Raw genomic sequence first — 24,378 nt, 5'->3', positions numbered from 1 at the left:
ACGGACTACCGGCGCGCCTCTTTCAGGCGCTCGCTCCAGGCTGTGATCTGCGTCTCGATCACGGTCTGGTCGGCCACGACGCGAACCTCGAAAGTATCGGCGGCCTCATACTCGATGCCGGTTCGCCGCGCCGTCCCGAGCTGCGTCCTCACCAGGTCGAGCAGTTCGCTCGGGCCGGTGACCTTGAAGACCGGCACCGGCGAATTGCCGGTCAGCGCCGCAATCTGCTCGACCAGCGACCCGATCGCCTTGTCGCGGACCGCATCGGCGAGGAACGGCAGCAATATCCGCGCAACGGAGCTCGCGATGTTGGTCTCGATTTCGCGGCAAGCCGTCTCGAAGCCGCTGACGACCGCCACCGCCTGCTGGTCGGACCACTTGGCCCGCTCTTCGCCGAGCCGGATCGCGCTGCGAACTCTTTCCTCGGCGATCCTGGACTCACCCTCCGCGACGCCGGCCGCATGCCCGCGCCGAAAGGCATCATCCAGGAGATTGGCCGCCGGGGCTTCCGCCTTCGGCGCCGGAGGCGGCGACTGAAGCTGCGGCTGCGAATGGGTCTGGGGCTGCGGCTGAGGCTCGCGCCGGGCTTCCTTCGGCCTCGTCAGCACATCCTGGATTTTGGGCGGCGGTGGAGGCGGAGGCGATTTGACCCGCCCGTTCGCGTCGAACTGCGTCAGGAGCTTTCCGATTGCCGCGTTCATGCCGCCTCCTCGCGTCGCATCCAGTCTTTAAGGATCGCTGCCGCCTGCATCTGATCGAGACGGACGATCTGCTCCAACCGCTTCTGCGGCGTTCGTTGCATCTTGCCTTCGAGGTCTTCGACCAGGTTGAGCTCGCTCTCCTCGCTGTCTGCCAATGCAAGGGCGCCGGCGGCCGCCTCGAGCTGGGCAGCTTCCGCGGCCTCGGTCTGCTCCTGCGCCGCGCGATGGGTCAAAATGCCGTTGACTGCAGGACGAAGTCCGAACCACACCAGCATCGAAGCGACGGCCAGGATCGTGACCGCGTTGATGACGCTGCCGAGCTGCTTGTTGATCATCTCGACGAAGCTGATCGGCGGCACCGGCGCCAGTTCGCGCGAGCCTTCGATGAAATCGACGGCCGTCACCTGGATCTGATCGCCGCGCGCCTTGTCCAGCCCGCCGGCCGTGGCCGCGAGTTGGCTGATCTCGGCGAGCTTGCTGTCGACGATGGCCTGGTTGCTCTTGTCGCCGAGGTCGGCAATGAGCCGCCCGCGGTTCACCAGCACGGCAATGAACAGCTTCTTCACCGAATAGCCGTCGCTCACCGTCGTCGTGGTCTTGGACGAGACCTCGAAATTGGTGACGTCCTCGCGGCGAGTCTTGTCCTCGCTGGAATTCTTGGTGCCGCCGGCGTTCACCTGCTGGTCGGGAAGATTCTGCTGCACCGTGGTCGGCTGCGAACGATCCGCGTTCTGTGACTTCTCGTTCTCGCGGACATTCCGGACCGAGCGCTCGGCGCGGCTTTCGGGATCGTAGACGGTTTCGTTGATCTGCCGCTTGTCGGTGGAGAGCTGCGATGCAACGCTCACTTCGAAATTGTCGAGGCCAAGATACGGCGTCAGCGCCTTGCGGATGTTCTCCTGCACCATCCCGCCGACCGTCTTCTGCAGGCTCGCCATCTTGGTCGGAGCAGCAGTCGCCTCGTCCTCTTCGGCAAGCAGCATCGAACCGTCGGCGTCCAGCACCGTGACCTTGTCGCGAGTCATGCCCGGAATGGCCGCCGCGACGAGATGACGGATCGACTGCGCCGTGCGTGCCTCGATCGCGCCGTCGGTGCGCAGCACGACCGATGCCGAAGGCGGCTGCTGCGTCGCGCGGAACGACCCCCGCACCGGCATCACGATATGCACCCGCGCCGCCTTCACGCCCTTCATCAACTGCACCGTGCGGGCGATTTCGCCTTCCAGCGCCCGGAGCTTGGTGACCTCCTGCATGAACGAGGTCAAACCCAGCGACCCGATCTTGTCGAACAGCTCGTAGCCGGAATTTGCGCTGGTCGGCAGCCCCTTCTCGGCGAGCAGCATCCGCGCTTGCATGGTCTGGCTCGGACGCACCGAGACCGCGTCGCCGGCGGTGTTGACGTCGAAGGTAATGTTTTGCTCGCGCAGCGCGGCACCCATGCGCGTCACGTCTTCGCGGGAAAGGCCCGTATAGAGCGTTTCGAATTCAGGCCGGCTCAGATAATAGGCGCCGCCCACGACGGTGACGAGAACGGCGAAACCGATCAATCCCAAGGCCATCAGGCGTCGCGGCCCAAGCTCCAGCAGATTGTTGAGCAGTTGCTGTATCTGCGCACGACTGAACAGCATGTGACCTCATACCAATGCGAACGTAGAGGACACTCTGCTGCCAACCTTGTCTGAAGGTTGCGCGAGACCACGAATGTGTCGGTTCGCAGGCGAGGCGTTGCAATTTTACAAGAGACTGAGTGACGCAATCGCGCGCGTCGGCAACAAGCGGACGTCCGGTCGCATCGCGGTGCGATCGGCGACGGCGTGTTGCCTGGAAGGTGGCGTCAGGAGGTCGATGTGAGCACGTCGTGTGCCGTCAGATCCGCCGTTCATGGCGGAGACCGTGCTCCCTGAGGAGCACGGTCGTTTTCGAAGCCGCGGCCTAGCGGAACAGCGACAGGATGCTCTGGCTGTTCTGGTTCGCGATCGAGAGCGCCTGAACGCCGAGCTGCTGCTGGGTCTGGAGCGCCTGAAGCCGGGTCGATTCCGCGTTCATGTCGGCGTCGACGAGCTGGCCGACACCGCGGTCCACGGAGTCCATCAGGGTCTTGACGAACTCAGTGTTGGTCGCGAGGCGGTTCTTGACGGCACCGAGATTGGCGGCGGCCGAGGCCACCGAGTTGATGCCGGCGGTGACCTGCGCGATGTAGCCGTCGAGCGTGGTCTGGTCAGCTGCCGAGTCGGTCAGCACGGAGATGCTCATCGTGTCGATCGACGGAGAGGTCGAACCGGCCGTGTCCAGAATGCCGCCCTGCGCCGAGGTGTAGAGCGAGTAGTTGGCGGTCGTCACGGTGATGGAGCCGATGGTGGGCGTACCGCCGACGCGCGAGTACGACGACACCAGGTTGAAGGTCGTCGGCGTCGTGGCGGTCGTGCTCAGCCAGTTGATGCCGTTGAAGGTCGCCGAGTTGGCCTTGAGCTTCATATCCTGCTGGATCTGGGTGATGTCAGCCTGGATCTTGGTGCGGTCGATACCAGCGGTCTTGGCTTCGACCAGCAGCGCCTGGAGCTTGGTCAGGCCGGAGTCCTTGTCGCCGATGACCGAGGTCAGAGCAGTATATTCGGTGTCGACGGTCGCAGCCGACAGACCGAGCGAGTCGGAAACCGCGGAAAGCGCGGCGTTGTCGGAGCGCATCGACGTCGCGATCGACCAATAGGCGGCGTTGTCTGAGGCGGTCGAAACACGCATACCGGTTGAGATCCGGTTCTGCGTCGTCGCGAGCTGCGAGCTGACGTTGCGAAGGGTCTGCAGCGCGGTCATTGCAGACGAGTTGGTGAGGAGGCTAGAACCCATTTTGATGTCCCTTTGGAGATTGGATTGAGTTGGGGACATACCGGACTTGCACCGGTACGGCAGGGCGGCGTCATGCCTTTGGGCTGCGCAAAAGCGTCAAGGCCCAACCTGTCGTAACGGCGACGATAGCCCGCGAAGCTTGTGCGGGGCTTGTGGCCCTGTGTCTTGACCGCAACAGGGCAGCCGAAATTACGGCGCGCGACGTCACGGCCAAGCGAAAGGGCCGCGCTTCGCGAGAAGCGCGGCCCTCCCCGGATGGTTCGAGGTTTAGCGGAACAGCGACAGGATGCTCTGGCTGCTGTTATTGGCGATCGAGAGCGCCTGCACGCCAAGCTGCTGCTGGACCTGGAGGGCCGACAGCCGGGTGGACTCCTGGTTCATGTCGGCGTCGACGAGCTGGCCGATACCGCGGTCCACCGAGTCCATCAGCGACTTCACGAAGTCCGTGTTGGTCGAGAGGCGGTTCTTGACGGCACCGAGATTGGCGGCGGCCGAGGCAACCGAGTTGATGCCAGCGGTGACCTGCGCGATGTAGCCATCGAGCGTGGTCTGGTCAGCTGCCGAGTCGGTCAGTGCGGAGATGCTCATCGTGTCGATCGACGGAGCGGTCGAACCAGCCGTGTCCAGAATGCCGCCCTGCGCCGAGGTGTAGAGCGAGTAGTTGGCGGTCGTCACGGTGATGGAGCCGATGGTGGGCGTGCCGCCGATACGCGAATACGATGACACGAGGCTGAAGGTCGTCGGCGTCGTGGCGGTCGTGCTCAGCCAGTTGATGCCATTGAAGGTCGCCGCACTGGCTGTCGCCTTCATCTGCTGCTGGATCTGGGTGACGTCGGCCTGGATCTTGCTGCGGTCGATACCGGCGGTCTTGGCTTCGACCAGCAGGGACTGGAGCTTGGTCAGCCCGGAGTCCTTGTCGCCGATGACCGTGGTCAGAGCGGTATATTCGGTGTCGACGGTCGCGGCCGACAGACCAAGCGAGTCGGAGACCGCCGAGAGCGCGGCGTTGTCGGCGCGCATAGACGTCGCGATCGACCAATAGGCAGCGTTGTCCGAGGCGGTCGAGACGCGCTGGCCGGTGGAGATGCGGGTCTGCGTGGTGGAGAGCTGCGAGCTCACAGACCGCAAGGTCTGGAGTGCGGTCATGGCGGTCGAGTTCGTAAGCAGGCTTGACATTGCGAATGTCCCTTTATGTACGCGTTACATTTTCACGAGGGGACATACCGGGCTTTCACCGGTACGGAGGGGCGGCATCATGCCTTTGGACTGATATGGGTGGGGTCCAACCCGCCGTGCCGCATTGCTAACACGCCGAATCTTGCGCGCAGATTAAGATCGGCTTGAATTACGCTGTAAAATCAGATGGTTAACAGTACCTATTGCTAACCATAGTCCGGTACTTCTCGCTAACCATAACCATCCGGCTGGCGCTCGTTGCCGCTACGAGAACGACCGCACCAGCCCGGAGGCGAGCAGGTTCCAGCCGTCGATCAGCACGAAGAACAGCATCTTGAACGGAAGTGCGAGGATCGTCGGCGGCATCATCATCATGCCCATCGACATGGTCACCGTCGCCACGATCATGTCGATGACGAGGAACGGCAGGATAATGAGGAATCCGATTTCGAACGAGCGCCTGAGCTCGGAAATCATGAAGGCCGGAATGATGACGCGCATGTCGACGCGCTTGTCGTCGAACTTCCTGCGGAAGCTCTCCGCGGCCAGCGATTCGAACGTCTGCAGATCCTTGTCGCGAACATGGGCCAGCATGAATTCGCGGAACGGATCGGTGATCTTCAGATAGGCCTCTTCCTCCGATATCTCGTTCTTCATCAGCGGCTGGATGCCGGTTTCCCAGGCGCGGTCGAAGGTCGGCGCCATCACGTAGAAGGTCATGAACAGCGCGAGGCTGATCAGCACCAGATTTGCCGGCGTGGTCTGGAGGCCGAGACCGGCCCGCAGGAACGACAGCGCCACCGCAAATCGCGTGAAGCTCGTCACCATGATGAGCAGTCCCGGCGCCACGGACAGCACCGTGATCACCGCCATCAGCTGGATGATCCGGCCGCTGGTCGAGCCGTTGCCCGGGGGCAGCAGCGAATTGAGGTCCGGAATCTGGGCCAGTGCCACTTCGGGCAGCACGACCAGGAGCAACGCAAGCAGCAGGACTCTCAGTTTCACTGAATCACCAACGTCTCAATGATCAATTCGCGGATCTTGCCCGAGGAGCGGATATTGGCGCGTTCGGTCAGGTCGTCGCGCAGGTGCTGAAGCCCGCGCGATCCCTCGAACTGCGCCACCGTCGCCGACCGCAGATAGGTGACGATGTCCTCGCTGACATGGGCCGCCAGGATGCCGGCATCCTCGTCGCTCATGCTCTCGGTCACCATGGAGGCTTCGATGCGGGCCCAGTTGTTGGCCGGCGCGCCAAGATTAGTCACGATCGGGGACAGCTTCCTGAGCCGCGCGCTGCCGGCGTAGCTCGAGGCAAGAGGCGGCGGCGTGGCGGTTTTCTTCGCATCGGCGACGCGCTCGGCGGCCGCAAACAGATGCAGGCCGGCAAGCGCGCCCGCACCGATCGCGATCAGGGTCAACACCAGGATGGCTGCAATCAGGCGCATGACGTCCCCTGCCCCCGCGACGCGGCCCGACGGTCGCGCATCTCAGAACGGTGCCACGGCGTCATAGATCCGATGTCCCCATCCAGGCTGCTGCACGTCAGAGAGATTTCCGCGACCGCCATAGGCCACGCGTGCCTCGGCGATCTTCTCGTAGGAGATCGTGTTGGTTCGCGAGATATCGCGTGGACGCACGATGCCGCCGACGTTGAGCACGCGCATTTCCGTGTTGACCTTGAATTCCTGCGAGCCGCTGATCATCATATTGCCGTTCGGCAACACGTCGGTGACGATGGCCGCGATCGACAGCTTGATATCCTCTGTGCGGTCGATCTGGCCGTTGCCCTTGATCTGGGTGTTGGTGTTGAGGTTGGCGCTCGTCGAGCCCTTGTCCTGCCATCCCGCAACGTCCATCAGCCAGTCGAGCCCGAACTTGATCTGCGAATCTCGCGAGCGGCCGGTCTTGTTGTCCAGCTTGGCCTTGTCCTGCATCGAGATGATCACCGTCACGACGTCGCCAACGCGCCGGGCGCGGGGATCGCGGTAGAGGTCGGTGCCATCGTCCCAGGTCGAGCGATAGCTGACGGGCGAGTGCATACGGGGCGTCACGGGAATCGGATCGGCCTGCGTCCTCAGCCCGCTCCCGACCGGCGACAATCGCGGGCCAGTCAGGACCTCGGCCGGATCAGTGACGCATCCGGCAAGCGAGAACAGCGACAGGATGAGGATCAGGTTCTTCATCTATTTGGTCTTTCCGTCATCCACGCGACGCATTCCGCCGAGCAGATCGGCGAGGTGCGCCGCGCGCCCCGTCTCCATCTCGTTGAAGATTGCGCTCGAGCTCCTCGGGCTGAGCTTTGCGAGCACGGCCGCAGCCGTCTCGTCTGCCATTCCGGCGATCTGGGTTGCGGCGGCATCCGGCTTCATGCGCGAGTAGATCTCGACGACGCTCGCTTCGGCCTTCTTCAGGAAGTCGTCGCGCAATGCCATCCACTTCTCATATTCCGCGCGCTTGGCCTCGACCTCGGCGATCCGCTCGCGAAGCTGGTTCTCGGCCTTTTCCAGCTCCTTGAGCTGCCAAGCCAGCCTTGCATCGACGGCGGGGTCGGCGACATTGCTGCAGAACAGGGCGACTTCGTTGTCCGCGGTTGCAGCGGCCTGGGGCGGTACCGGCTTCGGCGGTGCCGTGACGCTGCCGGGCTTGGCCGGTCGCGGCGCGGCTGTGGCTGCCGGCGCGGGCTTCTCGGAGGCCGGCACGGCACCCGTGGTCGCGGGTCCCGAATCTTCGGCTGCCCACGCCGTCGCTCGCATCGATGCATTGTCGCTCGGGATCGACGAGATCGGCTTCTGCGGGCCAGGCGCGCGGGCGCGTGCGAAGGACAGCAGGTTGAGCGGCTTCGACGGCTTGGCCTCATCCAGCGCCAGAACGGGCGAAGCGCTCGCGAGCGCGGAGGCCGCGACCAAGAGGAGGAGTTTGGCTTTATGATCCAGCTTCAACATCGGCCCGCGTACGATTCTCGGTCGAGAGAGCATTGAGCGACCAAGCTTGCACGGCGCTTACGCGTCATTGCACGATGACATCCGCCTGGAGGGCGCCGGCCGTCTTGATCGCCTGGAGGATCGCGATGATGCCGGATGGTTTCAGGCCGATCTGGTTCAGGCCGCGCACCAGGCGCTGGAGATCGACGCCGCTCAGGATCGCCACCTGCGATCCGGCTTCGTTGGCCTCGACCACGGTCTGGGGCACGACCACCGTCTGCCCTTTCGAGAAGGGCGCCGGTTGCGACACCACGGGAAGCTCGGTGACGCGGACCGTCAGATTGCCGTGCGTCACGGCAACGGTCGATATCCGTACGTCGCGTCCGATCACCACGGTGCCGGTACGTTCGTTGATCACGACCCGCGCCGGCGTGTCCGGCTCTACGGTCAGCTCGCCGATTTCGGCGAGAAAGCGGACCGGTCCGATATGGCGCGGCTTCGACAGCACGATGGTGCGGTAGTCGCGCTCGAAGGCGATCTGCGCGCGGTAGCGTCCGCCCGCGTAGCGATTGATGGCGTCGAGGATTCGCGTTGCGGTGACGAAGTCGGGGTTCTTGAGCTCCAGCACAAGATACTCCATTTCGTGGAGGCTACCCTGCACCTCGCGCTCGACCAGCGCGCCGTTCGGAATGCGGCCCGCGGTCGGCGTGCCCTGGCTGACGTTCTGGGCCTGACCGCCCACGCTGTAACCGGCGACCGTGACCGCGCCTTGCGCCACCGCGTAGACCGCACCGTCCGCCGCGCGCAGCGACGTCATCACCAGGGTGCCGCCGAGCAGCGAGGTCGCATCGCCGAGCGACGACACGGTCACGTCCATGCGCTCGCCCGCACCGATCGAGGGCTGCAGGTCCGCGGTCACCATCACGGCCGCGACATTGCGCGTGCGCAGCGTCGTCGGACGCGGCGGATTGTTGGTGCTCGTGGTCTCGTTCCGGACATTGATGCCCATGTTCTCGAGCATCGATTGCAGGGACTGCTCCGTGAACGGCGCATTGCGGAGCGTGTCGCCGGTGCCGTTCAGGCCGATGACGAGGCCGTAGCCGACGATCTGGTTTTCGCGCAATCCCTTGATGTCCGCGATGTCCTTGATGCGGACGGCGGCCTGGGCGCTGGCGGCGGAAACGAGCAGGACGAGCGCAAGCAGGACTCTGGTCATGACCCGTCCACGACCTTGACGGTGCCGTCCGGCTGGACGACGCCCCTGATGATCACGCCCGTATCGGTATTTCGTATCGGGATGAGCGCGCCGGGCGCACCCGACTGCATCGCTGCGCCGTAGGTCACGATCGACAGGCCGCTGTCTTCGACCACGACCTTGACCATCGCGCCGCGGGCGACCGTCCAGGGATCCTCCACCGAGTTGGTCGGGATCGGCTGGCCGGGGAGCAGCGCGCGACGCGCCATACGGCCGACCAGGACCTGGCGTCCTTCGATGAACATGGCCACGCCGAGCACGTTCGGCGCGAAGGCACGCTCGGTAATCATGTCGTCACGGATCAGCTCGCCGGCGCGGATCGAGACGGCCGGCACGGGAAGCCGCTTCTCCTCGGCCGCGGCGGGACGCGCCGAGACGAGAACCAGCAGCACGGCGGCCAACCCGCGTATGATCGAGCCCATCCTGTTCAACATGGATACACCGGAACTAGCGCATGCCCTTCGAGACCGTCTGGGCCATTTCATCCGAGGCCTGGATGACCTTGGCATTCATTTCGTAGGCACGCTGGGCAGAGATCAACTCGGTGATTTCCTTGACCGGGTCGACGTTCGAGGCTTCGAGATATTGCTGGTTGATCTTGCCGTAGCCGGAATCGCCGGGCAGCCCGACGACCGGCGTGCCGGACGCCGTGGTTTCGCGATAGAGATTGCTGCCCAGCGGTTCGAGGCCGGCCTCGTTGGCGAAATTGGCGAGGTTGAGCTGGCCGATCTGCCTCGGGTTCACTTCCGTATCCAGCTTGGCAAACACCTGTCCGGTCTGGTTGACCGTGACCTGGACCGTTCCCTGCGGCACCGTGATGGCGGGATCCAGCAGATAGCCGTCGGTCGTGACGAGCTGGCTGTTGGCATTGGTGTTAAACGAGCCGGCACGGGTATACTGCACCTCGTTGTTCGGGCCGAGCACCTGAAACCAGCCGCGGCCGTTGATCGCCATGTCGTAGGGATTGCCTGTCTGCGTGAGCGCGCCCTGGATGTGCAGCTTGCGGATCGCCGCCGATTTGACGCCGAGGCCGAGATTGGCGCCTTCCGGAATCGGCGAGGAGCCGCTGGTGTTGGCAACGCCCTGCATGCGGTCCATCTGGTAGAACAGATCGGTGAACTCGGCACGCGCCCGCTTGTACGACGTCGAGTTGATGTTGGCGATGTTGTTCGCGATGACTTCGATGTTGGTCTGTTGGGCGTTCATGCCCGTGGCCGCGATAGCAAGCGATTTCACAGCGTCACTCCTTGATCAGATCGACATCCGAACGACTTCTTGATAGGCCTGCACGACCTTGTCGCGAACTGCGACCGCCGTCTGCAAGGCCTGCTCGGCCGACATCAGCGCCTCCACGACGCGCCGCGTCGATTCCTTGCCCTGCATCGCCGAGATCGAGGCAGCCTCGCCCGCCTTCAGCGTCCCGATCGCGTCCGTCGTCACCTGCTTCATGACCGATTCGAATCCGACGTCGCCGCCGGACTGGATCGCGGGCGTGGCCGCCGGCGAGATGGCCTGCGCCTCGGTCGCGCGGCTCGCCGCCTGCGCAGTTGAGATCGCCGTGGATGAAATTGCTTCAAGCATTGTCAGCTCCTCAGCAGGTCGATGGTCATGCCCAGCATCGACCTCACCTGTTTCACGACCTGGAGATTGGCTTCATAGGAGCGGTTGACTTCCCGCATGTCCGCCATCTCGATCATCATGTTGACGTTCGGCAGCTTGACGTAGCCGGCCTTGTCGGCAGCGGGATGCCCCGGCTCGTACTCCACGCGGTACGGCGTGGTGTCGACGCCGATTTCCTTGACCTTCGCCAGCTGCGCGCCCGAGGCGCGGTCCATCGCTGCATCGAAGGTGATCGTCTTGCGTTGATAGGGATCGGCGCCGGCGGCACGCCCCGTCGACGTCGCGTTGGCGAGGTTCTCCGAGACGATGCGCATGCGCGTCGACTGCGCTTCGAGCCCGGAGCTCGCGACCGTCAACGAGGATTGCAGTGAGTCCAGCATGTCAGTTCACCTCAGGTCTTCGCGCTCGACAGCAGCATGCGGTGAAACGACCGCACGATAGCCGAGTTCATCGAGTAGTCGCGACTGACGTCGCTGCCCTTGATCATTTCCTGCTCGAGACTGACGGAATTGCCGGAGTGAACCACGTCCCAGCTGTCCTTCTTCGCGGTCGCCCGCGTGTCGCTCTCGCCTGGGGAGAGCTGCAGGTGCGACGGCGACGTGGTCGCCAGTCTCACTGGCATGCCGTCGAGCACCTTGTTGAAGGGTTCGACGTCGCGCGCCTTGAAGCCCGGCGTGTTGGCGTTGGCGACGTTGGTGGCGATCGTCGATTGGCGGAGCTCGAGGTATCGCGCCTGCGACGATGCGAGTTCGAAGAGATAGAGCGGTCCCACGGCAGCACCATTCTGGTTCAGACGGCGTAACCTTAGGGTCGCAAGCTTTCGTCAGGCTGATGGAACAGACGCCGTCCTCGGAATTCTACTGGACCTTCTCGGACCGCGGCGTCTGCTTGGACTGCAGGAAGTAGATGATCTCGGCGACCGGCCGGAAGAACTCCGCCGGAATCACCTGGTCGACCTGAACCGCCTCGTAGAGCGCGCGCGCCAGCGCCTTGTTCTCGATCACCGGAATTCGGTTCTGCTCGGCGACTTCGCGGATCTTCAGCGCAATCACGTCCATGCCCTTCGCCACGACGATCGGGGCCGGATTTTCTTCGCGATTGTAGCGCAGCGCGATCGCGAAGTGCGTCGGGTTCGCGATCACCAACGTCGCGCGCGATGCGGAGGCGATCATGCGCTGGCGCGAGCGGTCGCGCGCCAGCGAGCGCAGGCGCGCCTTGATCAGCGGATCGCCTTCGGCCTGCTTGTGCTCGTCCTTGATCTCCTGCCGCGTCATGCGCAGCTCGCGCCGCCAGTGGAAGCGCGCCCAGGCGAGATCGACCGCGACCAGGACGATGGTCGCGATGCAGATCGCCGAGACGATTCGCATGGCGATATTGAGAATCATCTCCGGCAGCGCGACCGGATCAGTGTACATCGCCTCGAACGCCTTCGCTTCCGACGAGCGCAGAACGAACACGACGACGATAGTCACCGCGGCGAGCTTGAACAGCGACTTGGCGAACTCGACAAGGCCCTGCGATCCAAACAGCCGGCTCCAGCCGCTGAGCGGCGAGATTCGCGAAAGGTCCGGCGTGATGCGCTGGAGCACCAGGCTGGGAGCATTTTGCAACAGCGAGGCTGCCAGCCCGAACGCCGACAGAGTGACAACTAGCGGCACCAGGAATCGCAATGCCTGAAGGCCTACCACGGTGAGAAGATTGAGGGCGTCGGCCCCGGTGCTGAGAGGGAAGCCGTCGGGATCGTCGAGAAAGCCCGTCAGCATCGGCGTCAATTGCTGCACGCCCTGACCGATCAGAAACATCTGGATCACCATCAGAGCCGCCATCGACGCGAAGATGGAAGCCTCCCGAGAGACCGGGATTTTGCCCTGTTCGAGCGCATCGCGGACTTTCTTCTCGGTCGGCTCTTCTGTCTTGCTCTCCTGATCGGTTGTTTCTGCCATGCCGGTTCAGCGGTCAGCGGAAGACCAGCTCATCCTCCTGCTCGGGGTTGAGCTCGATTTCGCCCTTTTCTGCGAGGTCGAGCGCGAGGTCGGTGATCACGCGCCGCGCCTCCAGCACGTCGCGCTGGTTCGACGGTTCGCCAATGGCGAGTTCGTGCTCGACAACCCGGCGGACGCGCGAGGCGACCGAGGACAGGATCATCTCGCGGAAGTGCTTGTCGGTGCCCTTCAGCGCGATGACGATGCGATCGGTCGGCACCTGGTCGAAGATCATGGTGCGCGCCTTCGGCGTCAGGTTGGTCACGTCGTCGAAGGTGAAGAGCAGCTCCTTCAGCACTTCGGCCGACTTCGGCCGCTTCTCCGACAGGCTCTTGAGCATGTCCTCGATGTGTCCGCGCTCCATCTTGTTGATGATGTCGGCGACGCGGGCATAAGTGTCCGCGCCGAGGTTGCGGGCGAAGTTCAGCGTCAAATCCTCATGCAGCGTCTTCTCGAGGACCCTCAGGGCGTCGTCGACGATCGGCTTGAGGCTGAGCACGCGCCGCATCAGCTCGTTGCGCAGGCTCGACGGCAGCTGGCTCATGACCTTGGCGGCGCAGGACGGCTTGACCTTGGACAGGATGAGCGCCGCGGTCTGCGGATGCTCCTTGGACAGGTAGCTTGCCAGTGAGTTTTCCGACACCGACGAGACGCGGTCCCACACGGACCGGCTCGAATTGCCGAGCAGGTCCGACATGATGGCCGAGACCTGGTCGGCCGGAAGCACGTCGCCGAGCACGGCTTCCAGGCCGCCGAGGGTGCCGAGAATGTTGGCGCCCATCGAGAATTGCTGGGCGAACTCCTCGACGATCGCTTCGAGTTCCTGCGCCGTGATCGGCCGCAGCTCGGCCGCGGCCTTTGTAACGGTGCGGATATCCTGCGGCTCGAACTGCGCGAGCACGCTCGCGGCCGCCTGCCGGCCCATGGCGAGCAGGAGTGCCGCGACCTTCTCCGTCCCGCCCAGCGTGGCAACGCCTCGCTGCTTGATGGGAGCCATGCCGACCTGTGCCGCCATGGTCAGGTATCACCCTGTCCCAACGGCCCGACAATTTCGGTGAGCGAGACGCCGAAGCGGGAATTGTCTTCTTCGACCACGACCACCTCGCCGCGGGCGACGACGCGGCCGTTGACGACGACGTCGACGGGTTCGCCGACCCGATGGTCGAGCGGAACCACCGCGCCGCGGCCGAGCTTCATCAGGTTTGCCACCGGAATGGTGGCCGATCCCAGCACCACCTGCATGGTCACGGGAATGCGCAGAATGGCATCGACATTGGCGAACTTGCCGGTCTCCTCCGCAGTGCGCGCGGCGATCTCCGCCAGCCGCTCCAGCGGAGATGTCTCGGTATGCCCCTCGTCGGACGCCGATGCTGACTCATAATCGAAGGATTGCGCCATCTGGTATCGCCTCTTGGTATTTCCACTCCCGGAGCGCCGCGACGTTCCGACCGTATTTATTCCGCCGGTTTCGGCTTCAATGCTTGTTCACGTCGGCGCCGCCCGCGGTCGCCGCGGATCCGAGCCCACTCCTCGCATCGAGCGCCGCGATCGCCTCGTGGGCCTGATCGATCTTCGTGCTCAGCACGTTGGCGAGCCGCCCGAGATTTGCGGTAGAATCATGCGCCGCGGTGATGACCGTGTCGAAGGTGCCCGCCGTCTCCTGGACGATGGTCGAGAACTCGCCCTGGTAGCTGCGCAGCCGCGCCAGCTCACGATGCATCCGGGTCACCCGCATGCTGGTGAAGGCGAGCGCGATCAGCAGCACGGCATCAACGAGATAGGATATCATCGACGAACTCCCGTTTCTGATCGACGGGATCTGCCACCTGCATGGCGTAATAGCCATCAAGCTGGCCGATCTGACACCAGAACAGCACCTGGTTGTTGCTCTCGAGCCGGGCCAGCGTGCGCGGCGTGGCTTCGAGCTCGAGCACCTGCCCGACCTGGAACTTCACGACGTCGCCGAGCGAAATCATCTTCTCGTCCAGCACGGCACTCAGCGTCACCTCGGTGCGGTGAACCTCGGTCTCCATCTGCTCGCGCCAGCGCGGATCGGCCGCGCGGCCGTCGCTGACGACGACGGTCGCAAGCTTCTGCCTGAGCGGGTTGAGCGCGGAGTGCGGAATGATGAGGAACATCTGACCGCCGCGGTAGAGCGCCTGCAGCATGATGTTCGCGCAGATCGACATGTTGCCGCTGCGCCCGATCGCCAGCGACGCCATGGCGGTCTCGACCCGCTCGACGCGGAAGGTGACGTTGGAGGTGCCGGCGAAAGCGGATTGCAGCGCCTTGGCGAACCGCTCGAACAGCGCCTGGACCAGGCGGATCTCGATGTTCGAGAAGCTGCGCTCGACGTCGAGCGGCGGTTCGGCGCCATCGGAGCCGAACATCGCCTCGACCATCGTGAACACGAAGTCGCGGTCGAGCATGATGATGATGCGGGAGTCCCACTGCTCGGCATAGAGCACGGCCGCAACCGCGTTGGCCTCGTAGTCCTTGACGATGTCGCCGACACGGTCGTTGGTGATGCCGTTGACCGAGAAATAGCATGGCGTTCCAGCCATCGGCTGCAGGCTGTCCGTGCACGATGCCGCCATGCGATCGAAGATCACATTGAGCATCGGCATGCGCTCGATCGAGATGCCGGCGGCGTCCAGCAGATAGTTCGGCAGCGGCTTGCGCTGATCGACGTCGAGGGCTTCCATCATGATGCGCGCGCAGCCTTCGGTTCAACCTCGGTCACGACCGGCTTGGGCCCCGCGATCGTCTCGTTCTCGACGACGTCGATCGAGGGCCGCTCGGGGCTCGCGATCATCTTGCGGCCGTGCTCGACGGCGATCTGCGGCATGGCGCCGTTCATGAACGCCAGCAGCGTCTGCTTGACGATGATGTAGGGCCGGCAACGCTTTTCGCGCGTCATCTTCACCTTCATCGCGAAGGGCGAAATGATGCCGTAGGACAGGAAAATGCCGGCGAAAGTGCCGACGAGGGCGGCGCCGATGAAGCCGCCCAGCAGCTTCGGCGACTGGTCGAGTGCGCCCATGGCCTTGATGACGCCGAGCACCGCGGCGACGATGCCGAGCGCAGGCAGAGCTTCCGAGACCACCACCAGCGCGTGATAGGGCGCCAGCTTGCTCTTCACGATGGTGTGGATCTCCTCGTCCATCAGCGCTTCGATCTCGTGCGTTCGCGCATTACCCATGATGATGAGACGGACGTAATCGCAGATAAACTGGAGCAGCGACGGATCTCCGAGCACGCTCGGGAACGCCTTGAAGATCTCGGAGGACGCGGGATCGTCGATATGCGCCTCGACCTCGTTGCGGCCCTTGCCCCGCAGCTCCCGCATCAGCGCGTGCAGCGCGCCGAGCAGATCGAGATAGTAGCGCTGGCCGGGCACCGCCCCCGTCACTGCCTGCACGCAGGCAAGCCCGGTATCCGCGACCGTCTTCCAGGGATTGGCCATGATGAAGGTGCCGGCCGCGGTGCCCATGATGATCACGAACTCCCACGGCTGCATGAGCACGCCCAGATGCCCGCCCATGGCGGCGAATCCGCCCAGCAGTGCCGCTACCGTGATGACGATCCCCACGAAACTGCCCAACGCGCCGCTCCATCACCGATCCCATCGAGAATATCTAGTCGGCGAGCCTTGCGCGAGGCTGGCTTCCCCCTCGCCAGCCTCGCGCAAGCGATTCACGGCAGCTTGGGACGACGTCGCGAGAGCGGCCAGAGGGGCGCGGGTCATGCTATCCACCATCGCGGACTACACCAGACTGACCAAGGACATGGGCAAGTCGCTGACACAGGTCGCGACGCAGCCGGATGTCAGCCGCGATACCGATTACTTCCTCAGCCACATCGGCAACGTGAAGACCATCGACGACTTCCTGAAGGACTATCGCCTCTATTCCTACGCGATGAAGGCATATGGCCTCAGCGACATGACCTACGCCAAGGCGTTCATGCGCAAGGTGCTGACCGAGGGTATCGCCGATAACAAGACCTTCGCCAACAAGCTGACCGACACCCGCTACCGGCAATTCGCCGCCGCGTTCAATTTCGCCGCCCTTGGCGACAAGGCGACACAAACCGCCGCGGCCACGACCGGCACCGCGACCCAATACGTCACGCAGACGATGGAGGAGAAGGCGGGCGACCAGAACGAGGGCCTGCGGCTGGCGCTCTATTTCACGCGCAAGGCCTCCACGATCACCAATTCCTACCAGATCCTCGCGGACAAGGCGATGACGCAGGTGGTCCAGACGGCGCTCGGGCTGCCGTCGACGATCAGTTCGGCTGATATCGATGCCCAGGCCAAGATGATCACCAGCAAGATCAAGCTCACCGATTTCCAGGACCCGGCCAAGGTCACCAAATTCGTGCAGCGCTTCGCGGCGATGTGGGATGCGACCCAGGCCCAGAGCGACACCTCGACCAACCCGGCGCTGGTCCTGATCGGCGGCGCCGCACCGTTGATCAGCATGGATAGCAACGTGCTCACGACACTTCAGAACATCAAGTTCAACAGGTAAGTCATGCAATCGGCCCTCTATGTAGGATTGTCGGCGCAGGTCGCCCTCGAAAAGCGCCTCCAGACGATCGCCAACAACGTCGCCAACGTCAACACGGCGGCGTTCCGCACCGACGTGGTGAAGTTCGAGACGGTGCTGTCCAAGGCGGGCGCGAACCCGGTCGCCTTTTCCTCGCCCGGCGACAACATCATCTCGCGCGAGATGGGCAGCATCACCGAGAGCGGCAACCCGCTCGACGTCGCCGTGGTCGGACAGGGCTGGATCGCCTTCGCCGGTCCGAACGGCACGGTCTATACGCGCGACGGCCGCCTCCAGATCGCCGCCAACGGCGACCTTCAGACCGTGTCCGGCTTCCCGGTCATCGATTCCGGCGGCGCGCAGATCACCCTCGATCCGAACGGCGGACCGGTCTCGATCGCGCGCAGCGGCGCGATCACCCAGGACAACAACGAAATCGGCACCATCGGCCTGTTCAACATTCCCGCCGACGCCAATCTCGACCGCTACGGCAATTCGGGCGTCACGCCCAACCGGCCTGCGACAGCCATCGCCGACTTCTCCCGCGACGGCTTCAAGCAGGGCTATGTCGAGGGCTCCGGCGCCAATCCGATGATGGAATTGACGAAGCTGATCGCGGCCTCGCGCGCCTTCGACGGCACCAATTCGATGATCGAGGGCACCGAGAGCTCGCTCCAGAACGCAATCCGGACGCTGGGCGAACCCGGCAAATAGACTGCGCTCCGCGCGCAATGAGGTTGGACGGTTTCCTTGAACGCTCTTCGGCAACTTGAGTGGGCGCTGCTGGAGCTTCAGCAGAGCACTCCCCTGGCAAGCGTCAGCGGCGCGATCTCCGAGATCGCGTCGACACATTTCCGCGTCTCCGGCCTGTCGCGCTTCGTCAGGCTCGGCGAGCTGATCGGCGTCAACTCCGGCGGCAAGCCCCAGATCGGCGAGGTGGTGCGGATCGACAGCGAAGGCATCATCGCCAAGCCGTTCGACCGGCAGTTCGCCGGCGGCCTCGGCTCGGTCGCCTACCGGATGCCCCCGTTGTCCTTCGCGCCAGATCCGAGCTGGAAGGGCCGCGTCATCAACGCGCTCGGAGCGCCGCTGGACGGACAGGGCCCTCTCACCCCCGGGTCGCGTCCGGTCTCGGCCGAGGCGGAGGCGCCTTCGGCCATGAAGCGCGCGCGGGTCCACAAGCCGCTGCGCACCGGCGTACGCGTCATCGACCTGTTCGCCCCGATCTGCGCCGGCCAGCGCGTCGGCATCTTTGCCGGTTCCGGCGTCGGTAAATCGACGCTACTTGCGATGCTCGCCCGCAGTCAGGGCTTCGACACCGTCGTGCTGGCGCTGGTCGGCGAGCGCGGCCGCGAGGTGCGCGAGTTCATCGAGGACGTGCTGGGCGCCGATCGTCACCGCGCCGTCACGATCGTGTCGACGGGAGACGAGAGCCCGATGATGCGACGACTGGCGCCGAAGACGGCCATGGCGGTCGCCGAATATTTCCGCGACCGCGGCGAATCGGTCCTGCTCATGGTCGATTCGATCACCCGCTTCGCCCACGCAGCCCGTGAAGTTGCGCTCGCCGCCGGCGAGCCCGCGGTCGCACGCGGCTACGCACCCACCGTCTTCACCGATCTGCCGCGCCTTCTGGAGCGCGCCGGCCCCGGCGAGGAGGGGTCCGGGACGATCACCGGGATTTTCTCCGTGCTGGTGGACGGCGACGATCACAACGAGCCGATCGCCGATACCATCCGCAGCACACTCGATGGACACATCGTGCTCTCCAGGCACATCGCCGACCAGGCGCGCTACCCGGCGGTGGACGTTCTGGGTTCGGTCTCCCGCCTCGCCCATAACGTCTGGGATCCCGAAGAGCGCGAATTGGTGAGCAAGCTGCGCGCCATGATCGCCAAATACGAGGACACGCGCGACCTTCGCCTGATGGGCGGATACCAAACGGGACGTGATTCGGGGCTCGATCAGGCGGTCGACATGGTTCCGAGAATCTACGGCGCGATGAGGCAGGACGCCTCGGCTGCGCCAAGCGCCGATCCGTTTCGCGAACTGCGGGATATGCTCAAGGGCGACTAGCAAGTCTCAACTTGGGTCGGCCGCGAGGCGCCCGCGATCGCACCTTGCTCGTTGTTTTCGACAGGCGATTGCGCATGCCGCCACGCTTACAGCGCATGCGCCTGCGCGACCGTCTCCGGTTTCGGCCGTGATCTTCTCCACCGTTCGGGTGAGGCAGCCGCGCCGAATGCGACTCCATCCTCCGGCCCGGACAACCGCCGCGTGTACTTCCTGTGAGTTCCCTCGGACAATTCTTGGCAGAACGCACAAGTTGTGGATGACATGCCGAGGCACATCGTCGTCGTGCACAAGCTTCGATCAACTTGCATCAACGACTGCCAACAATGGGCCGTGCAATAAAACTGTCGCATAGTCGCGTGCATGTTGCTGGTGGGACAGCGTATTGCGTTCACCATCATGTGTCCCCGAAGCGCGAGATTGTCTTGAACGTTACATTCGCCTGCGACGACATCCTGTCTCCGAGAGGGTCTCTACTTGATTTTGTTGAGAAGCTCATTCATCGTTTCGTCGAAGATAAGAAACGTCTGCGTGTGACTTGAACCTTAGGGGCTTCGGTTGAACTACTCCGATCCATCGTCTGCTGGCGACGGCTACTCGGGCTCCCGTGCGACGACGCCGCGAATGGCATACCATCAGCAACACCGCTTCCCGCGCCATAGCTTGCAATGCCCATCGGTCCGGGTCGGGCCCCGGGCAGTCCGTGCCTTCATGCGAGAGAAGAGCACGGTGCATGTATCGGACATTGCCGGTGCTGCAGCTTCGCGCGAACGGCTGGTGCGCAACGATCGAAGGCGGCTCCGGGGCGCCGCAAACGTTTTTCCCGGGGCAAGGTAGGAATTCATGCCATTGGCAAGAGAAGCCGTGGAGCTGCTGGTTCAGGCGGCGAGGGCTTGGTATTTCGAAGGCAATCAGCATGGGTTGCGCGATCGAGAATGGATGGCGCTGCGCTTCCTCGGCCGCGCCAACAGGTTTTCGCGCACGCCGTCCGCGCTGGCCGGCTTCATCGGCGCCACCAGGGCCACTGCATCGCAGATCGTGAAGACGCTGGAGGGCAAATCCTTCCTGGTGCGAAAGCCGTCGCACGAAGACAAGCGTTCTGTCGTGCTGCACGTCACTGCGCAGGGCGAGAAGTGCCTGAGCCAGCACGATCCGATCAATCACGTGCTGAACGCGGTCACCGCGCTCGGACCCGACGAGTGCGTCAGGCTGCGCGATTCGCTGCGCGAGATCCTCAATCACCTCGACGCGGCGCATCAGCGGCTCGATGCCAGCATCTGCCGAGACTGCATGTTTCTCGCCGAACGCGGGCCGGGTACCGGCAAGGGACGCGCAACGGCCGAATTCATGTGCCGGCTGTATCGCGCGCCGGTTTCGCTGGAGGAGACCGAACTGCTCTGCACCAGTTTCGAGCGCACCCGCGACCGTCCCAAGATCGAGGAGCACCTCGACCGCGCGCGCGTCGCGAACCAAGGGTAAGGCACGCGTTATTTCCGCGCGCGGATTCTGCGCTACTTGCGGAAGATTGCGCAGCGTTGGCGAGAACGAAATGTGGCGCACACTCCGTCAAACCGTCATTGCGAGCGCAGCGACGTGTCCGCCGAAGCTTTAGCGAAGGCGGAAGCAATCCAGAATCCCTCCGCGGCGGCAGACTGGATTGCTTCGCTGCGCTCGCAATGACGACGTATGAGGCGGCAGCTTCGTCCTCCCAGCACCACTGTCATTCCCACGAAAGCGGGGAATCCAGTGCGCCGCGGCTTCTCGGTTCAGTCATAAACTGTCTCGGAATACTGATCGCCCGGTCAAGCCGGGCGATGACAGGGAGTGTGTAGCCGCAGACACGGCTTCGCGTCCTCGCGGCGCGTTTCGCCCGAGCTTTGCCTGGTAGCTCCACCCTCTTTTCCAAGAGGGCGCAGGGAAGGCCGGGTGCCGGCTGGCACCCGCGGTCCGCTGCGCGAAAATGTAGCGCAAGGAAACCGCACAGCAGCATACAGGTGTAGCCAATCACTCGGCCTTCCCTGCGCGATGGTTGGACGGCTTATGCCGTGCTCTCCCGGGAGCCGAGTTCTCTTTGGCCTCCCTCGCCTTCGCGAAATTCACCGGCACCGCGCCGGTTGACGCAGATGCCGCATTCGCCAGGGCTTGACCGTAGCAACGACGGCCAGGACCACACGGTTTTGCCGTACGCACGGCCCGCCATTTCGCCGCAGTTTTTCCAGCCCTGTCGACGGAGCCGGAAACTTACAGACGAGACGAAGCCTAGCAGCGCCGCTCGTCGGAACGAAGCCTTGGGCTCACGGAGAGCAATCCGCCCTGCCCTTAGCCACTCGTACCCGAACGCTGCCGCGTCCACCGCAAGCCCGGCTCGCGAACGTGACGACCACAAGATCGCCCCTCAAGGATGAGCCGGGATGAGCGACACATACGCCAAAACCGAATTTCGGTAAAGTGGAATATTTTTGCGGCCAACGATTGACAGAGGAGCGACACAGGCGCGGTCCCGTAGCCCGGATGGAGCGCAAGCGTAATCCGGGAAGGTGCCAGACACCGCGCGAGCGGCCCCGGATCGCACTTGCGCTCCATCCGGGCACCGGGGCTTCGCCGTCCTACATCATCTGCTTTGCGCAAAAAAAAACACCCGGCGGTTTCCCGCCGGGTGTTCGTTCATGTGTTTCGACAGATCTTACCAGTTGCGCTGAGCGCGGAGGATCATGGCGATCGAGTCCTGGTCCTTCAGTTCGTAAACCGCGGCCGGCTTAGCGGTAATAACGTTCGGGACGAGGCCAACCGTACCGGAGTACTTCTGGTCGAGGTGGGTCCAGGAGACGTCAGCCGAGAACGTCAGGTTCTTGACCGGGGTCCAGCGGGTGACGACACCGAGCTGGCCGATGGCGAAGTCCGGGTTACAACCCGTCACACCGGCCAGGCCGCCGAACACGCCGCCAGCACCGCCGGCGCCGCAGAGGGTGGTCTTGGCCAGCGTGCCGAACTGGGCCTGTGCGTAGGCACCGTACAGCGAGGAGTTCCAGTATGGATCCCAGTTGTGGGTGTAAGCGCCGCGGAAACCCCAGGTCTTGACGGTTTCCTGCGAACTGCCGGTCACGAACACCGTATCGGGAGCGCTGGCGAAGCCGATGCTGCCGTAAGAGCCAGCAATGCCCGAATTGCCGTACAGCGCGTAGCTGCTGCCCGACAGATTCTGGAAGTTGTAGCGGGTCGCACCGTCGGTGTAGACGCCCTGGATGTTGATCGTGTCACCCGCGCCGGTCGGGATGTTCTTGATCGACAGAGCGAGCTGAACCGCCCAACCCCATTTGTCGTCGGGGTGGCCGGTCGGCTCGGTCGCGCCGTAATAACCGACGTGGTTGTCATGCGCAGCCACCGACGCCTGGAACAGGCCCCAGGCCTGGTCGACACGGACCGTACCAACAAGGTTCGGCGAACGAGTGCCGCCGATCGCGTTGGTGCCGTACGAGCCGCCGATCATGCCGCCCGCGGTCGCGCCGGTCATGTTGACGTTTCCGGCCTGATAGTAGGCCGAGACGTCTTCAGCCGAGAACGACGCCGTGATGCCCTGACCGAAGTCGGCGGTGTAGGTGAACTGGTTGACACCAGTGACCGTGCCGCTGCCGCCGACGAGGTTGTCGGTGATGTTGCCGGGATAGTTGGTCCAGGGTGCGTCGAACTGCGACACGGCCTTACCCATGGTGAAGCCGGCGAACTGAATGAAGGCGTAGTACACGCCGAGTGCGCCACCCGAGGTGTTGCCGTCGGTGCCGTTGACCGAGCCGCTACCATTCGAACCAACGAGGCCGGTGCCGGCAGCGTTGAGACCGAGCGTACCGCTGTACTGGGTTGCGCCCGTTGCCGACCCGGTCGGGGTATAGTTGCCGCTCGTCCAGGTGAAGACGCCGTCGAAGAAGGTGCGGACCACGCCGTATTCGGTCGCTGTGCGGGTGTCGATGTTGAGGTCTTCACGAGCGCGGAAGGTGTAGTAGTTCATCAGGCGGTTGCGAGCACCGGCAGTGCCGCCCTGGTTCGGATTGAAGTCCGAGTTGGTGTTGAAGTTCGCGTCAGCGCGCACGTAGCCGCCGAGCTTGATGCAGGTGTCGGTGCCCGGGATGTAGTAGAAGCCGGCGCCGTACAGCGAACAGATCTTCACGTATTCGACCGCCTTGGCCTTCACGGGAAGATCGGCTGCGAACGCCCCGGAGGCGGCCATCAGGCCGGCAGCCGAGCCGAGAAAGAGTGTCTTCGTCAACTTCATTAGTAAACCTCCAGGTCGGTTCAGGGGGCTCGGGTCCTCGGTGGACGCCGCTTTACCCTCTCAATTTCGATCAATTCAGATCCGCACGAAGGTCCGGACTGAAACGACAGCGAGGTGCCCCCCCTCCGTCGTGGCTTCACATATAGTTTATAAAAACAACTGCCTCAATTTATTGATTTGATGAATCGACAGTTCCGGCCGGGATGTGGCTTAAGAGCAACAGCGGCGGCTTTGGTAGCGAAGATTCCATATAACCAAACAAGAAAAGCCCTCAGGGGGCATCCCGAGGGCTTCTTGGAGGTCTCGCATCGCTGTCCGTCGAGCGGGTCAAGAGCAGCGAAATAGAGTACGATAGTCGATAATAAAATTAATTGTTCTTTGCAAGCAATAATTTGTCCTGTGATTTCAGCTGCGCGGTATCTCCCTGTCGTCGGCGCGCGATTTTCGAGACGCTTCCAAGATATCCCATTAAAGATGGCTCATAGAACAAATGGGGAGGGAGCCACATGATCGAGAAGAAACTCGACAGGGCGATTACGGACTTTATCTGGAACGTCGTTGAAATTCATTCCCAGCTGGAGGACATCCACACCAGCTGGGCCGGACTGCTGGGCATTACCGAGCCGCAGTGGCTGATCCTGATGGCAATCACTGAACTGGACCAGGGGCGAGGTGTCGCCGGAATCGACATCGCAAACAAGCTGCGGGTCCACCCGGCCTTCGTGACCAACCAGACCAAGGCCCTCGAAAAGGGCGGCTTCCTATCGCGACGGCCGGCAGCAGACGACGCACGCTACGTCCTGATGTCGCTCACCGCAAAGGCGACCTCGGAGATCGAAAAGCTGTCCAAGAGAAAGCTCGCCTTGAACTCGACCATGTTCAACGAGCTCGACGAGAAGACCTTGGCCGATCTGAATGCCGCGCTCGCAACGATTGCGAAGAATGCCCGGTTGGCCGCACGGTTGCTGGCCATCGACGCCTCCTGA

26 protein-coding genes are annotated in these 24,378 nt (G+C 63.6%); 5 read left to right on the top strand and 21 right to left on the bottom strand.

Annotation, left to right across the window (positions count from 1 at the left end):
- Positions 1-5: 5 nt before the first annotated feature.
- From ABIB80_RS09325 to motA, 20 genes are all read right to left on the bottom strand, one after another.
- Complete coding sequence (locus tag ABIB80_RS09325; protein ID WP_219681279.1) at positions 6-701, bottom strand: hypothetical protein; 696 nt, start codon at positions 699-701, stop codon at positions 6-8.
- The gene (gene fliF, locus ABIB80_RS09320) at positions 698-2,329 is read right to left on the bottom strand and encodes a flagellar basal-body MS-ring/collar protein FliF (protein WP_007595874.1); all 1,632 of its coding nucleotides are present in this window, start codon (positions 2,327-2,329) and stop codon (positions 698-700) included. The genes ABIB80_RS09325 and fliF overlap by 4 nt, the downstream gene beginning before the upstream one ends.
- 304 nt (positions 2,330-2,633) lie before the next feature.
- Complete coding sequence (locus ABIB80_RS09315; protein ID WP_007595875.1) at positions 2,634-3,545, bottom strand: flagellin N-terminal helical domain-containing protein; 912 nt, start codon at positions 3,543-3,545, stop codon at positions 2,634-2,636.
- Positions 3,546-3,812: 267 nt separating this feature from the next.
- Positions 3,813-4,721 (bottom strand): flagellin N-terminal helical domain-containing protein, encoded by a 909-nt coding sequence (locus tag ABIB80_RS09310; RefSeq protein ID WP_007595876.1) that lies wholly within the window; start codon positions 4,719-4,721, stop codon positions 3,813-3,815.
- 264 nt (positions 4,722-4,985) lie between these two features.
- Positions 4,986-5,726 (bottom strand): flagellar type III secretion system pore protein FliP, encoded by a 741-nt coding sequence (gene fliP, locus ABIB80_RS09305; protein ID WP_354127235.1) that lies wholly within the window; start codon positions 5,724-5,726, stop codon positions 4,986-4,988.
- Positions 5,723-6,166, bottom strand: a complete 444-nt coding sequence (locus ABIB80_RS09300; RefSeq protein WP_007595878.1) for a flagellar basal body-associated FliL family protein — start codon at positions 6,164-6,166, stop codon at positions 5,723-5,725. Before ABIB80_RS09300 ends, fliP begins: the two co-directional genes overlap by 4 nt.
- 42 nt (positions 6,167-6,208) lie before the next feature.
- Positions 6,209-6,904: a flagellar basal body L-ring protein FlgH gene (gene flgH / locus ABIB80_RS09295; RefSeq protein ID WP_219681280.1), complete on the bottom strand. Its 696-nt coding sequence runs from the start codon at positions 6,902-6,904 to the stop codon at positions 6,209-6,211.
- The gene (locus tag ABIB80_RS09290; protein ID WP_354127234.1) at positions 6,905-7,663 is read right to left on the bottom strand and encodes a MotE family protein; all 759 of its coding nucleotides are present in this window, start codon (positions 7,661-7,663) and stop codon (positions 6,905-6,907) included. It lies immediately after the preceding gene.
- 64 nt (positions 7,664-7,727) lie between these two features.
- A complete protein-coding gene (flgI, locus tag ABIB80_RS09285) occupies positions 7,728-8,858 on the bottom strand; it encodes a flagellar basal body P-ring protein FlgI (protein ID WP_007595884.1) in 1,131 nt (376 codons plus the stop codon).
- Positions 8,855-9,331 (bottom strand): flagellar basal body P-ring formation chaperone FlgA, encoded by a 477-nt coding sequence (gene flgA, locus ABIB80_RS09280; protein WP_354127233.1) that lies wholly within the window; start codon positions 9,329-9,331, stop codon positions 8,855-8,857. Before flgA ends, flgI begins: the two co-directional genes overlap by 4 nt.
- Before the next feature lie 13 nt (positions 9,332-9,344).
- Entirely contained in the window at positions 9,345-10,133 is a 789-nt protein-coding gene (flgG, locus tag ABIB80_RS09275) for a flagellar basal-body rod protein FlgG (RefSeq protein ID WP_007595892.1), read from the bottom strand.
- 15 nt (positions 10,134-10,148) lie between these two features.
- A complete protein-coding gene (fliE, locus tag ABIB80_RS09270; protein ID WP_007595893.1) occupies positions 10,149-10,478 on the bottom strand; it encodes a flagellar hook-basal body complex protein FliE in 330 nt (109 codons plus the stop codon).
- Between the two features lie 2 nt (positions 10,479-10,480).
- The gene (gene flgC / locus ABIB80_RS09265) at positions 10,481-10,897 is read right to left on the bottom strand and encodes a flagellar basal body rod protein FlgC (protein WP_007595894.1); all 417 of its coding nucleotides are present in this window, start codon (positions 10,895-10,897) and stop codon (positions 10,481-10,483) included.
- Positions 10,898-10,908: 11 nt separating this feature from the next.
- On the bottom strand, positions 10,909-11,289 hold the full coding sequence (flgB, locus tag ABIB80_RS09260; protein WP_007595895.1) for a flagellar basal body rod protein FlgB: 381 nt from the start codon (positions 11,287-11,289) through the stop codon (positions 10,909-10,911).
- An 85-nt stretch (positions 11,290-11,374) separates the two neighbouring features.
- The gene (gene flhB / locus ABIB80_RS09255) at positions 11,375-12,460 is read right to left on the bottom strand and encodes a flagellar biosynthesis protein FlhB (protein WP_354127232.1); all 1,086 of its coding nucleotides are present in this window, start codon (positions 12,458-12,460) and stop codon (positions 11,375-11,377) included.
- A gap of 13 nt (positions 12,461-12,473) precedes the next feature.
- Positions 12,474-13,514: a flagellar motor switch protein FliG gene (locus ABIB80_RS09250; protein WP_007595897.1), complete on the bottom strand. Its 1,041-nt coding sequence runs from the start codon at positions 13,512-13,514 to the stop codon at positions 12,474-12,476.
- 2 nt (positions 13,515-13,516) lie between these two features.
- On the bottom strand, positions 13,517-13,897 hold the full coding sequence (gene fliN / locus ABIB80_RS09245; protein WP_007595899.1) for a flagellar motor switch protein FliN: 381 nt from the start codon (positions 13,895-13,897) through the stop codon (positions 13,517-13,519).
- A 76-nt stretch (positions 13,898-13,973) separates the two neighbouring features.
- Positions 13,974-14,288 (bottom strand): hypothetical protein, encoded by a 315-nt coding sequence (locus ABIB80_RS09240; RefSeq protein WP_219681289.1) that lies wholly within the window; start codon positions 14,286-14,288, stop codon positions 13,974-13,976.
- Positions 14,269-15,207, bottom strand: a complete 939-nt coding sequence (locus ABIB80_RS09235; protein WP_007595903.1) for a flagellar motor switch protein FliM — start codon at positions 15,205-15,207, stop codon at positions 14,269-14,271. Before ABIB80_RS09235 ends, ABIB80_RS09240 begins: the two co-directional genes overlap by 20 nt.
- Entirely contained in the window at positions 15,204-16,103 is a 900-nt protein-coding gene (motA, locus tag ABIB80_RS09230; RefSeq protein WP_007595905.1) for a flagellar motor stator protein MotA, read from the bottom strand. The genes ABIB80_RS09235 and motA overlap by 4 nt, the downstream gene beginning before the upstream one ends.
- Positions 16,104-16,245: 142 nt before the next feature.
- Here motA and ABIB80_RS09225 point away from each other — a divergent pair, with 142 nt between their 5' ends.
- The 4 genes from ABIB80_RS09225 to ABIB80_RS09210 all read left to right on the top strand — a co-directional run bounded on the left by ABIB80_RS09225 (position 16,246) and on the right by ABIB80_RS09210 (position 20,604).
- On the top strand, positions 16,246-17,034 hold the full coding sequence (locus ABIB80_RS09225) for a DUF1217 domain-containing protein (RefSeq protein WP_354127231.1): 789 nt from the start codon (positions 16,246-16,248) through the stop codon (positions 17,032-17,034).
- A gap of 3 nt (positions 17,035-17,037) precedes the next feature.
- Positions 17,038-17,766, top strand: a complete 729-nt coding sequence (gene flgF / locus ABIB80_RS09220) for a flagellar basal-body rod protein FlgF (RefSeq protein WP_007595915.1) — start codon at positions 17,038-17,040, stop codon at positions 17,764-17,766.
- A gap of 36 nt (positions 17,767-17,802) precedes the next feature.
- Positions 17,803-19,128 (top strand): flagellar protein export ATPase FliI, encoded by a 1,326-nt coding sequence (fliI, locus tag ABIB80_RS09215; protein WP_007595917.1) that lies wholly within the window; start codon positions 17,803-17,805, stop codon positions 19,126-19,128.
- Positions 19,129-19,968: 840 nt separating this feature from the next.
- The gene (locus tag ABIB80_RS09210; RefSeq protein WP_007595918.1) at positions 19,969-20,604 is read left to right on the top strand and encodes a MarR family winged helix-turn-helix transcriptional regulator; all 636 of its coding nucleotides are present in this window, start codon (positions 19,969-19,971) and stop codon (positions 20,602-20,604) included.
- 1,204 nt (positions 20,605-21,808) lie between these two features.
- On the opposite strand, the gene ABIB80_RS09205 is transcribed toward ABIB80_RS09210, so the two are convergent.
- Positions 21,809-23,392 (bottom strand): porin, encoded by a 1,584-nt coding sequence (locus tag ABIB80_RS09205; RefSeq protein ID WP_007595920.1) that lies wholly within the window; start codon positions 23,390-23,392, stop codon positions 21,809-21,811.
- 506 nt (positions 23,393-23,898) lie between these two features.
- On the opposite strand from ABIB80_RS09205, the gene ABIB80_RS09200 reads away from it, so the two are divergent.
- A complete protein-coding gene (locus ABIB80_RS09200; RefSeq protein ID WP_007595922.1) occupies positions 23,899-24,378 on the top strand; it encodes a MarR family winged helix-turn-helix transcriptional regulator in 480 nt (159 codons plus the stop codon).

Source organism: Bradyrhizobium sp. i1.15.2, from assembly GCF_040548425.1.
Taxonomy (GTDB): domain Bacteria; phylum Pseudomonadota; class Alphaproteobacteria; order Rhizobiales; family Xanthobacteraceae; genus Bradyrhizobium; species Bradyrhizobium canariense.
This window is presented reverse-complemented; position numbering and strand designations above follow the sequence as displayed.

Excerpts from the sequence above, each read along its gene's own strand:
- ABIB80_RS09325 (WP_219681279.1), bottom strand. The coding sequence starts at position 701 with ATGAACGCGGCAATCGGAAAGCTCCTGACGCAGTTCGACGCGAACGGG.
- fliF (WP_007595874.1), bottom strand. The coding sequence starts at position 2,329 with ATGCTGTTCAGTCGTGCGCAGATACAGCAACTGCTCAACAATCTGCTG.
- ABIB80_RS09315 (WP_007595875.1), bottom strand. The coding sequence starts at position 3,545 with ATGGGTTCTAGCCTCCTCACCAACTCGTCTGCAATGACCGCGCTGCAG.
- ABIB80_RS09310 (WP_007595876.1), bottom strand. The coding sequence starts at position 4,721 with ATGTCAAGCCTGCTTACGAACTCGACCGCCATGACCGCACTCCAGACC.
- ABIB80_RS09300 (WP_007595878.1), bottom strand. The coding sequence starts at position 6,166 with ATGCGCCTGATTGCAGCCATCCTGGTGTTGACCCTGATCGCGATCGGT.
- flgH (WP_219681280.1), bottom strand. The coding sequence starts at position 6,904 with ATGAAGAACCTGATCCTCATCCTGTCGCTGTTCTCGCTTGCCGGATGC.
- ABIB80_RS09290 (WP_354127234.1), bottom strand. The coding sequence starts at position 7,663 with ATGTTGAAGCTGGATCATAAAGCCAAACTCCTCCTCTTGGTCGCGGCC.
- flgI (WP_007595884.1), bottom strand. The coding sequence starts at position 8,858 with ATGACCAGAGTCCTGCTTGCGCTCGTCCTGCTCGTTTCCGCCGCCAGC.
- flgA (WP_354127233.1), bottom strand. The coding sequence starts at position 9,331 with ATGTTGAACAGGATGGGCTCGATCATACGCGGGTTGGCCGCCGTGCTG.
- fliE (WP_007595893.1), bottom strand. The coding sequence starts at position 10,478 with ATGCTTGAAGCAATTTCATCCACGGCGATCTCAACTGCGCAGGCGGCG.
- flgC (WP_007595894.1), bottom strand. The coding sequence starts at position 10,897 with ATGCTGGACTCACTGCAATCCTCGTTGACGGTCGCGAGCTCCGGGCTC.
- flhB (WP_354127232.1), bottom strand. The coding sequence starts at position 12,460 with ATGGCAGAAACAACCGATCAGGAGAGCAAGACAGAAGAGCCGACCGAG.
- ABIB80_RS09250 (WP_007595897.1), bottom strand. The coding sequence starts at position 13,514 with ATGGCGGCACAGGTCGGCATGGCTCCCATCAAGCAGCGAGGCGTTGCC.
- fliN (WP_007595899.1), bottom strand. The coding sequence starts at position 13,897 with ATGGCGCAATCCTTCGATTATGAGTCAGCATCGGCGTCCGACGAGGGG.
- ABIB80_RS09240 (WP_219681289.1), bottom strand. The coding sequence starts at position 14,288 with ATGATATCCTATCTCGTTGATGCCGTGCTGCTGATCGCGCTCGCCTTC.
- ABIB80_RS09235 (WP_007595903.1), bottom strand. The coding sequence starts at position 15,207 with ATGATGGAAGCCCTCGACGTCGATCAGCGCAAGCCGCTGCCGAACTAT.
- ABIB80_RS09225 (WP_354127231.1), top strand. The coding sequence starts at position 16,246 with ATGCTATCCACCATCGCGGACTACACCAGACTGACCAAGGACATGGGC.
- flgF (WP_007595915.1), top strand. The coding sequence starts at position 17,038 with ATGCAATCGGCCCTCTATGTAGGATTGTCGGCGCAGGTCGCCCTCGAA.
- ABIB80_RS09210 (WP_007595918.1), top strand. The coding sequence starts at position 19,969 with ATGCCATTGGCAAGAGAAGCCGTGGAGCTGCTGGTTCAGGCGGCGAGG.
- ABIB80_RS09205 (WP_007595920.1), bottom strand. The coding sequence starts at position 23,392 with ATGAAGTTGACGAAGACACTCTTTCTCGGCTCGGCTGCCGGCCTGATG.
- ABIB80_RS09200 (WP_007595922.1), top strand. The coding sequence starts at position 23,899 with ATGATCGAGAAGAAACTCGACAGGGCGATTACGGACTTTATCTGGAAC.